The sequence below is a fragment of the Micromonospora sp. M51 genome (genome assembly GCF_018070305.1).
Taxonomy (GTDB): Bacteria; Actinomycetota; Actinomycetes; order Mycobacteriales; family Micromonosporaceae; genus Micromonospora; species Micromonospora parva.
In genome coordinates, this window is sequence record NZ_JAGPXZ010000256.1 from 1 (window position 1) to 7,539 (window position 7,539).

Annotated in this window: 8 protein-coding genes and 1 pseudogene; 4 read left to right on the plus strand and 5 right to left on the minus strand. The window is 72.0% G+C overall.

Features of this window, described 5'->3' with window-relative positions:
• Both KBX53_RS15610 and KBX53_RS15615 read right to left on the minus strand, forming a co-directional pair.
• Positions 1-710: NADP-dependent oxidoreductase (locus KBX53_RS15610; protein WP_210860030.1), on the minus strand; the 710-nt coding region annotated here is incomplete at its 3' end.
• Positions 711-720: 10 nt separating this feature from the next.
• Entirely contained in the window at positions 721-1,359 is a 639-nt protein-coding gene (locus KBX53_RS15615; RefSeq protein WP_030332438.1) for an HD domain-containing protein, read from the minus strand.
• A 198-nt stretch (positions 1,360-1,557) separates the two neighbouring features.
• Between KBX53_RS15615 and KBX53_RS36355 the strand changes: the two are divergent.
• Positions 1,558-1,692 (plus strand): annotated as a pseudogene (locus tag KBX53_RS36355) (AraC family transcriptional regulator); the annotation flags it as partial.
• A 313-nt stretch (positions 1,693-2,005) separates the two neighbouring features.
• On the opposite strand, the gene KBX53_RS15625 reads toward KBX53_RS36355, so the two are convergent.
• Positions 2,006-2,566: a hypothetical protein gene (locus KBX53_RS15625; RefSeq protein WP_210860036.1), complete on the minus strand. Its 561-nt coding sequence runs from the start codon at positions 2,564-2,566 to the stop codon at positions 2,006-2,008.
• A gap of 129 nt (positions 2,567-2,695) precedes the next feature.
• On the minus strand, positions 2,696-3,958 hold the full coding sequence (locus tag KBX53_RS15630; RefSeq protein ID WP_051708555.1) for an MFS transporter: 1,263 nt from the start codon (positions 3,956-3,958) through the stop codon (positions 2,696-2,698).
• Positions 3,959-4,030: 72 nt separating this feature from the next.
• Between KBX53_RS15630 and KBX53_RS37000 the strand changes: the two genes are divergently transcribed.
• From KBX53_RS37000 to KBX53_RS15645, 3 genes are all read left to right on the plus strand, one after another.
• Entirely contained in the window at positions 4,031-5,014 is a 984-nt protein-coding gene (locus KBX53_RS37000; RefSeq protein WP_210860038.1) for a helix-turn-helix transcriptional regulator, read from the plus strand.
• A gap of 162 nt (positions 5,015-5,176) precedes the next feature.
• Positions 5,177-6,358 (plus strand): snapalysin family zinc-dependent metalloprotease, encoded by a 1,182-nt coding sequence (locus KBX53_RS15640; protein ID WP_210860044.1) that lies wholly within the window; start codon positions 5,177-5,179, stop codon positions 6,356-6,358.
• Between the two features lie 124 nt (positions 6,359-6,482).
• Positions 6,483-7,151, plus strand: a complete 669-nt coding sequence (locus KBX53_RS15645) for a hypothetical protein (RefSeq protein WP_030332449.1) — start codon at positions 6,483-6,485, stop codon at positions 7,149-7,151.
• Between the two features lie 22 nt (positions 7,152-7,173).
• Here the strand turns inward: KBX53_RS15645 and KBX53_RS15650 are convergent.
• On the minus strand, positions 7,174-7,539 hold a 366-nt coding region (locus tag KBX53_RS15650), incomplete at its 5' end, for a DUF3152 domain-containing protein (RefSeq protein ID WP_210860046.1).

Below are 7,539 nucleotides of genomic sequence, written 5' to 3' on the forward strand. Positions count from 1 at the left end.
GTGGCGATGGTGACGACGGTGCCGCCGGGGCGTACGAGTTCGGTCGACCGCCGGAGGATGTCGCCGCCGATGACGTCGAGCACCACGTCCACCTCGCCGACCCGGCGCAGATCGTCGGCGTCCAGGTCGAGGAACGTCTGCGCGCCGAGGCTGAGCGCGAGGTCCCGGTCGTCGGCCCGGCCGGTGCCAATCACGTGCGCGCCCACCTCCCGCGCGAGTTGAATGGCGATCGAGCCGACGCCTCCCGCGGCGCCGTGAATGAGGACGGTCTGACCGGTCGCGAGGTGAGCGTGGTCGAACAGCCCCTGCCATGCGGTCAGTCCGGAAATGGGCAGCGCCGCGGCCACGGTGTGGTCGATGTCGGCCGCGAGCGGGGCGAGGTTGCGAGCCTCCACCGCCGTGAATTCGGCCAGCGACCCGTTGCGCGCCCAGTCGGTCAGTCCGAACACCCGCTGACCCACTGTGAGGCCGGTGGTGCCGTAGCCGAGTTCGACCACGACTCCGGACAACTCGTGCCCGGGGATGCTGGGTGTCCGGTCGCGGCCGGCACGATCGGACCACGTCGCCGGCCAGTCGAGCTCTCCGGGGGTGAAGCCCGCGGCGTGAACGCGCACGATGACGTCGTTCTCCGCGGCATGAGGGTGCGGCATGTCGGTCAGCGTGAGCCCGCTGATCCCCGCGTCACGGTCGCGTACGGTGATCGCTCGCATGAGTGTCCAATCAACTCGGCCAGGGCGACCCGACGATGCGCTCGACAGTCGTCACGCGCTGGAAGCCGGGGATGAAGTGTTCGAGGATGTCCGAGTTCACGGTGCCGTTCGTGGTCTCGGGGCGGTTCTTCAGCCCGTCGACGTGGGCGCGCAGGAACTCGTTCTTGAAGTCCCCGCGTGGATGGGCGGCGAGGATGTCGCCGAGCTGATCGTGTTCCAGCCCGTCCAGACCGAGGCCGAGGACATCGGTCAGCACACCGAGGTACGTGGTCGCGATCTCCGGGCCCATCCGGTCGGGAATGCCGGGCGAGGTGTGCAGCGCGACCGCCGTCCACACGGTCTCGGCGGCGGCGGTCGAGAAACCCCGGCCCATCAGGAACGCGCGCGCGTGGTCGGCGCTGTCGATCTCGAAGCGCTGCTCGACGTCGGAGAACGGGGTCAGCAGGCCGGTGTCGTGGAACATGGCCGCCAGATAGAGCAGCTCCGGGTCCGGTTTCACGCCGAGCCGGTGGGCGTGGATCAGGCCGAAGAAGAAGACCCGGCGGGAGTGGTGGTAAATGACCGGCCTGGTGGTTTCCTGGATGTGCCGGGTCGCTTCGGCGACCGCCGCTGTATCCGGAATCTCCAACCCCGCGATGACCTCTGACATGTCCTCCGACCTTCCCGGCACTGTGCGCAGCCGTGTTGACGCCCCCCATGCTGCCCACCGATCGTCGTACGGCGCCGCCCTCGTCCGGCCAGGAATCCCTCATATCCGGACGCGGTCTGCGGCTGGTGGAGGGCGTGCTACCAATGAGCGGTGCCGAACACCGGTCCGCATCGGGTCGCGATCCTCGTCTACGACGGGGTGACATTGTTGGACGTCGCCGGTCCGGCGGAGGTGTTCAAGGAGGCGAACCGCTTCGGTGCCGACTACCGGATCGTGCTGCTGTCGCCGACCGGTGCGGAGGTCACCTCCAGTCTCGGGGTCCGGATGGCGGTGGACGGTGCGATCGCCGCCGAGCCAGCGTTCGACACCCTGCTGGTGGCCGGGTCCGACCACTATCCGAGCGCCCAGGTGCCCGCCGGCCTGGTGGACGCTCGACCAGGGTCACACCGCGACGCGAGCCGCGACCCTGGCGGGGTTCCCCAGCTACGAGAGCCTGCGACGGGTCTTCGCCCGGAAATTGTCGATCAGCCCCGCCGCCTACCAACGGCGGTTCAGTACGGCGCGCCGCAGCCAGGTGGGCTAGGTGTTCTGCGCGTGGCCGCCAGCCGGGTACGGGCGGACGGCCACGCGGCTCGGCCGGATCCGATCACCACTGGTGGGCGACGTCGAGCACCACCCGGCTGTGGGTGCCCGGTCCGGCCAGTACGAGCACGCGGAACGGCAACCGCGCCCGTACGCCGACGGCGAAGGTGCTGTAGCCCTCGAAGCTGCCGCCGAAGACCACGTCGCGCAGCGTCGGATAGCGCAACAGGTTGCTCACGTGCTCGCCGACCGCGTACGGCACGGTGCCCAGGTGGTCGTCGTCGTACGCGGGGGCCCGCAGCGAGACCCGCAGCAGCGCGCCCCCGGCGGTGTACGGCGACAGGGCCAACCCTTCGCCCTCGGTCCACGTCTCGCCGTAGCCGATCGCGTAACCGTTGACCGGGCCGGCGAACTCGAACACCACCCGGTCGTAGCAGTCGTGCCGGCCGGTCCGGACCTCGACCAGCGGCGCGTCACTCAACGCGCCGGCCGACTTTTCCGCGCTGCCCCAGGTGATCCCGCAGTACGCGGCCGTCGTGCCGCCCGCCGCGGTGCTGCTGCCGGCGCTGGCGACCAGGCCGGCGAGGACGACCGCCAGCGCGGTCAGTGCGCTCCTGATCCTCATTGTGGTTTCTCCGTTCGGTGTCGGGGCCACGTCGCGGCGGCGCTGCCGGTGACCCTCTGCCGCCACCGTCGTCCCGCCCCGCCACAGGGGCTTCGCCGTGGCGTAACCGCTGGGTAACAGCGGACGGGGTCAGTCGACCGAGGGCGGCCGGTCCAGGGTGCGCAACGGTGAGAAGAACACCGGAAGCCAGGTCAACGCGTTCGCGGCCGCGCCCACCACCAGTGCGGTGCGGACGTTCGCGTACTGGCCGAGCACCCCGGCGAGCACCGCGCCGATGGCGAGCGCCCCGGTGAGCAGGAACCGGAAGGTGGCGTTCATCCGGCCGAGCAACTCGTCCGGGGTGGCGCCTTGGCGCAGGCTGACTCCGATCACGTTGCCCACCCCCGTCCGCCAGGCCAGTGCCAGCCAGCCGCTCGCCGCCACCCAGAGCATCGGCCCGGTGTCGATCAGCGTGACCAGTCCACCGAGGGGTGCGACGAGCAGGCCGGGTAGCCACAGCGCGCGACCGTGACCGATTCGCTCGGCGAGTGGGCGGGCGGTCACCGCGCCGAGGAGAGCGCCGATTCCGCCCGTACCGAGGAAGAGGCCGAGCGCGGCGGCGCCCAGGCCGAGCTCGCGCAGGAACACCACCGGCAGCATGGCGGTGGTCAGCTGCATGGTCAGGTTGATGCTCGCGGTCGACAGGGCGAGCGGACGCAGCAGAGGGCTGCCGGTCACGTGCCGGACACCGGCGCCGAGCTGGTGGGCGAAGCCGCCCGGTGCCCGGGGCTGGCGCGGGCGGGGCGCCTCGGGGCGGATCCGGGTCAGGATCACCCCGGAGACCACGTAGGCCGCCGCGTCCAGCACGATCGCGACCGGCGCGGTCAGCGCCTGCACGACGATCCCGCCGAGCCCTCGTCCGGCGATCTGCATGGTGGCGTTCGTGCTCATCATCAGTGCGTTCGCCGCGACCAGTCGGTCCCGGCCGACCACCTGCGGCAGACAGCTCTGCGCGGCGACGTCGGCGAAGACGGTGCCGACCCCGGTCAGTAGCACCACCAGGTACAGCTGGGGGATGCTCAGCACGCCGGCCCACCACGCCAGCGGCACGGACGCCACCAGCGCGGCACGGGTGATGTCGGCGGTGACCAGGACGGCGCGTCGTGGCAGCCGGTCCACCCAGACTCCGGCCGGCAGACCGATCAGCAGGAACGCGGCGGTGCTCAGCGCACCGAGCAGGCCCACCTCGGCGGGGGTTGCCGCGAGCAGGGACACCGCCATCACCGGTACGGCCATCTGGCCGATGTGGAAGCCGATGCCGTCGATGAGGGACGCGGCGTAGAGCAGTCGGAAGGAGGGCGGCCAGGCACTGGTCCGGTGCGTCGGTGCGGTTGTCGTCGGGGCGGTGGTCACACCGTCCACGGTGCCGGCAGTGGCGCGTCGAACCGATAGATTCGACTCTCGCCGAATCCACCGGGAGCGCCAATGATGCTGGTCGGCCTGGCCGCGCGGGACCTGGCGATGACCCGCTTCGCGGTGTCACCGCTGTGGGAGGCGGTGGCCAGCGTGCGGGTCGTCAAGCGGCCGCAACAGTTCCCGGAGCACCTGGCCTGGTACGAGCGGGTCCGGCCCCGGCTGACCGGGGTGGACTGGCGGCTCTTCGCCGACCTGGTGCGGATGCCGACGCCGGTCATCCCCGCCTTCCTCTGCCCGCCCCCGGCCATGTCACAGCCCACCCTCGACGTCGAGTTGGCGACCCTCGTCGCCACCTCTGCGGAGGCGGTTCGGGCCGGTGTCGAAGCGTTGCCCGGGCCACGCTCGTCGCGCCTGGCGGCGCTGCATGCCGACCCGGCGACCGAGCTGCCCCGGCTGGCCACGGCGATCCGGGGGTACGCCGACGCGGTCATCGCGCCCTACTGGCCCCGGATGCGAGCCCTGCTGGAGCGGGAGGTGCTGCTCGGCGCGCAGCGGATGGCCACCGACGGGGTGCACGGCCTGCTCAATCACCTCAACCAGTTCGTCCGGCTGGAGGCCGAGACGCTGACCGTGGAGCACGTCACCCTGGCCGGCTCGGTGCGACTCGACGGGCGGGGTCTGCTGCTCGTACCGTCGGTGTTCATCGGCGCTCGGGTGTGGTCGAACTTCGACTCTCCGGGGCAGCCGGTCCTGCGGTTCCCGGCGCGGGCGGTGGGCACGCTCTGGGAACGGGATCCGACCCCGCACGGGCGAGGGTTGGCGCGGGTGCTGGGTCGAACCCGGGCGGCGCTGCTACACGAGCTGGCGGTCCCGACCTCGACGCTGGAACTGGCCGGTCGGTGTGGCCTCGCGACGGGCACCGTGTCGCAGCACCTCGGTGCGCTGCGCGAAGCCGGCCTGGTGGGCGCGCACCGCGTCGGGCGTTTCGTGCTCTACGCCCGGACCACCGCGGCTGAGGTGTTGATCGCCGCCAGCGGTGCGGGTGCCACCTGACGCCGGTCCGCGCGACGGGCGACCGCCGACGGCCGGGGGGCTGGACGCGGCCACGGTATGACGCTTCCGCTATGCCTGACATCGATCGCCGTCACAGTAACATCTACGTGCATCGATGACCCGGTGGCTGATGGTCGCCGGACGACCGCAGGGGAGTGCATGATGCTTCGACGACAACTGAGACGTGCGGCGCTGGCCATGCTGGTGGCGATCCTGGCGGCGGCCGGGATGCAGCTCGCCACCGGCGCTCCGGCCGTCGCCGTCCGGACCGTCTACTACGACGCGAGCCGGACCGGTGAGTTCCGGACCAACTTCGACCAGGCGGCGCAGATCTGGAACAGCCGGGTCAGCAACGTCCGGCTGCTGGCCGGCACCCCGGCCAGCATCACCATCTACGTCGACGACGGCTGGCCCCGGGCGCAACCGACCGGCCTCGGCTCGGGCCGGATCTGGATGGGCCGCACGGCCGTCAACCAGGGCTACGACCGCAACCGCATCGCCGCCCACGAGATCGGCCACATCCTGGGCCTGCCGGACCGGCGGACCGGGCTGTGCACCGACCTGATGTCCGGCAGCAGCGCCCCGGTGTCCTGCCGCAACGCGAACCCCAGCTCCACCGAGGCGAGCCGGGTGAACTCGCTGTTCGCCGGCAGCCTGGCCGCGCCCGCCAGCACGACGTACACCTGGACCGGCGACTCGGACATCGCGCCGTTGGTGGTCGGCGGCCGGCCGGCGTCGGAGAACTACCCGTTCATGGTGTACGTCTCCGGCTGCACCGGCACGCTGATCAAGGGCAACTGGGCGGTCACCGCCAAGCACTGTTCGACGCCGTCCTCGGTGCGGGTGGGCAGCATCAACCGCACCAGCGGCGGGACCGTCGTGCGGGTGACCCGGGCGGTCAACCACCCGAGCGTCGACGTCAAGCTGCTGCAACTGGCCAGCTCGGTGACGTACGCCCCGGCCCCGATCCCGAGCACCTCCGGCGCGGTCGGCACCGCCACCCGGATCATCGGCTGGGGTCAGACCTGCGCTCCCCGGGGCTGCGGGTCGGCGCCGGCGGTGGCCAACGAACTGGACACCTCCATCGTGGCCGACAGCCGGTGCTCCGGCATCAACGGCCCGTACGAGATCTGCACCAACAACACCAACGGCAATTCCGGCGCCTGCTACGGCGACTCGGGTGGTCCGCAGGTGCGCAAGGTCAACGGGGTGTGGAACCTGATCGGCGCGACGAGTCGGGCCGGCAACAACAACTCCACCTGCGCCACCGGCCCGTCCATCTATGTGGACCTGCCGTCCATCCGCTCGTGGATCTCCACTCAGGTCGGCGGCCTGCCCGTCTGACCGGCACTGACATCGCGGGCGGGGGCGCGCGACGCACGCGCCCCCGCCCGGGTGTGCCGGTGTCACCACGCGCTCGCCGGACGCGGTACGGTGCGTGGCATCTCGGCACATCGGAGGTCGCTTCATGCCTACCGTCGTCGTTCTCGCGCTGACCCTCGCCCTCGCCCCGGCGCCCTCGCCGTCGGCCACGTCGAATCCGCTCGGCGACATCATCGGTGGGGTCGGTCAGATCGTCGACGACCTGCTCGGCGGCGACCCGCCCAGTGCCGCTCCGACACCGAGCGCCACCGCGACCGGGGTGCCCACGCCCAGTCGGCCACCGGCCGCCGGTCAGCCCACCCCGGTGCGGACCACGGCGGTCCCGGCGCCCGCCGGTTCGGTGGGTGATGCTCCCGCACCCGCCGCCCCCGCCCCTGATCGCCGCCCCGTCGGCGAGAGCACCGACACCCGCGAGGTCGTCGTGCCCCAGCGCGACGGCGACACCCCCGAACCGGCCGCCCCGCCGGTGTTCGCCAGCCCCACCCGCGACGCCTGGCCACCCGCGTCGTACCTGTTGGTCGTCGTGCTGCTCGCGGTGCTGGCGCTGCTGCTCCTGCGCCGCCGGGCCCCGGCCCCCGCCGTTGCCGCACCCGCGCCGGACCCCGGTCCCGTGCCGGATTCCGGTCCCGCACCGGATCCCGGCCCGGTTCCGGACAACGACAACGTCAGCCGCCTGCCGACCAGCCTCAACGCCATCTACGAGATGGGTCGGCTGGATGAGCGACTCGAACAGGAACGGCGGCGGCGCACCTGATGGCACACCGCCGCCGACGGTCTCAGCGCGCCGGGTAGCCGCCCTCACGCCGGGGGATCTCGTCGTCGTACGCCCCGACCGGGCCGCTGTAGCGGGTCTTGCCCTTCGGGTACGGCCAGGCGTTCGCGGCGCAACCGTGCAGGCCCAGCGTCTGCTGCTGCATCACCGGCGCCGCCCGGCCCCGCCCGGGGCACCGCTCGTGGCCGTACCCGAGTTTGTGTCCCACCTCGTGGTTGACCATGTACTGCCGGTAGGTGTCGAGGCTCGCGCCGTACCGCGGCACCCCCTTGACCCAACGCGCCACGTTGAGCACCACCCGGGCACCGTTGCGGCACGAGGTGTAGGCGTCCGGCACGTCCTGGCAGAGCGTGTCACGGGTGCCGGGGGT

What these genes read in the sequence shown, in the direction of transcription:
- KBX53_RS15625 (WP_210860036.1), bottom strand. Translation starts at nt 2,566, where the DNA reads ATGAGGATCAGGAGCGCACTGACCGCGCTGGCGGTCGTCCTCGCCGGC.
- KBX53_RS37000 (WP_210860038.1), top strand. Translation starts at nt 4,031, where the DNA reads ATGATGCTGGTCGGCCTGGCCGCGCGGGACCTGGCGATGACCCGCTTC.
- KBX53_RS15615 (WP_030332438.1), bottom strand. Translation starts at nt 1,359, where the DNA reads ATGTCAGAGGTCATCGCGGGGTTGGAGATTCCGGATACAGCGGCGGTC.
- KBX53_RS15640 (WP_210860044.1), top strand. Translation starts at nt 5,177, where the DNA reads ATGCTTCGACGACAACTGAGACGTGCGGCGCTGGCCATGCTGGTGGCG.
- KBX53_RS15645 (WP_030332449.1), top strand. Translation starts at nt 6,483, where the DNA reads ATGCCTACCGTCGTCGTTCTCGCGCTGACCCTCGCCCTCGCCCCGGCG.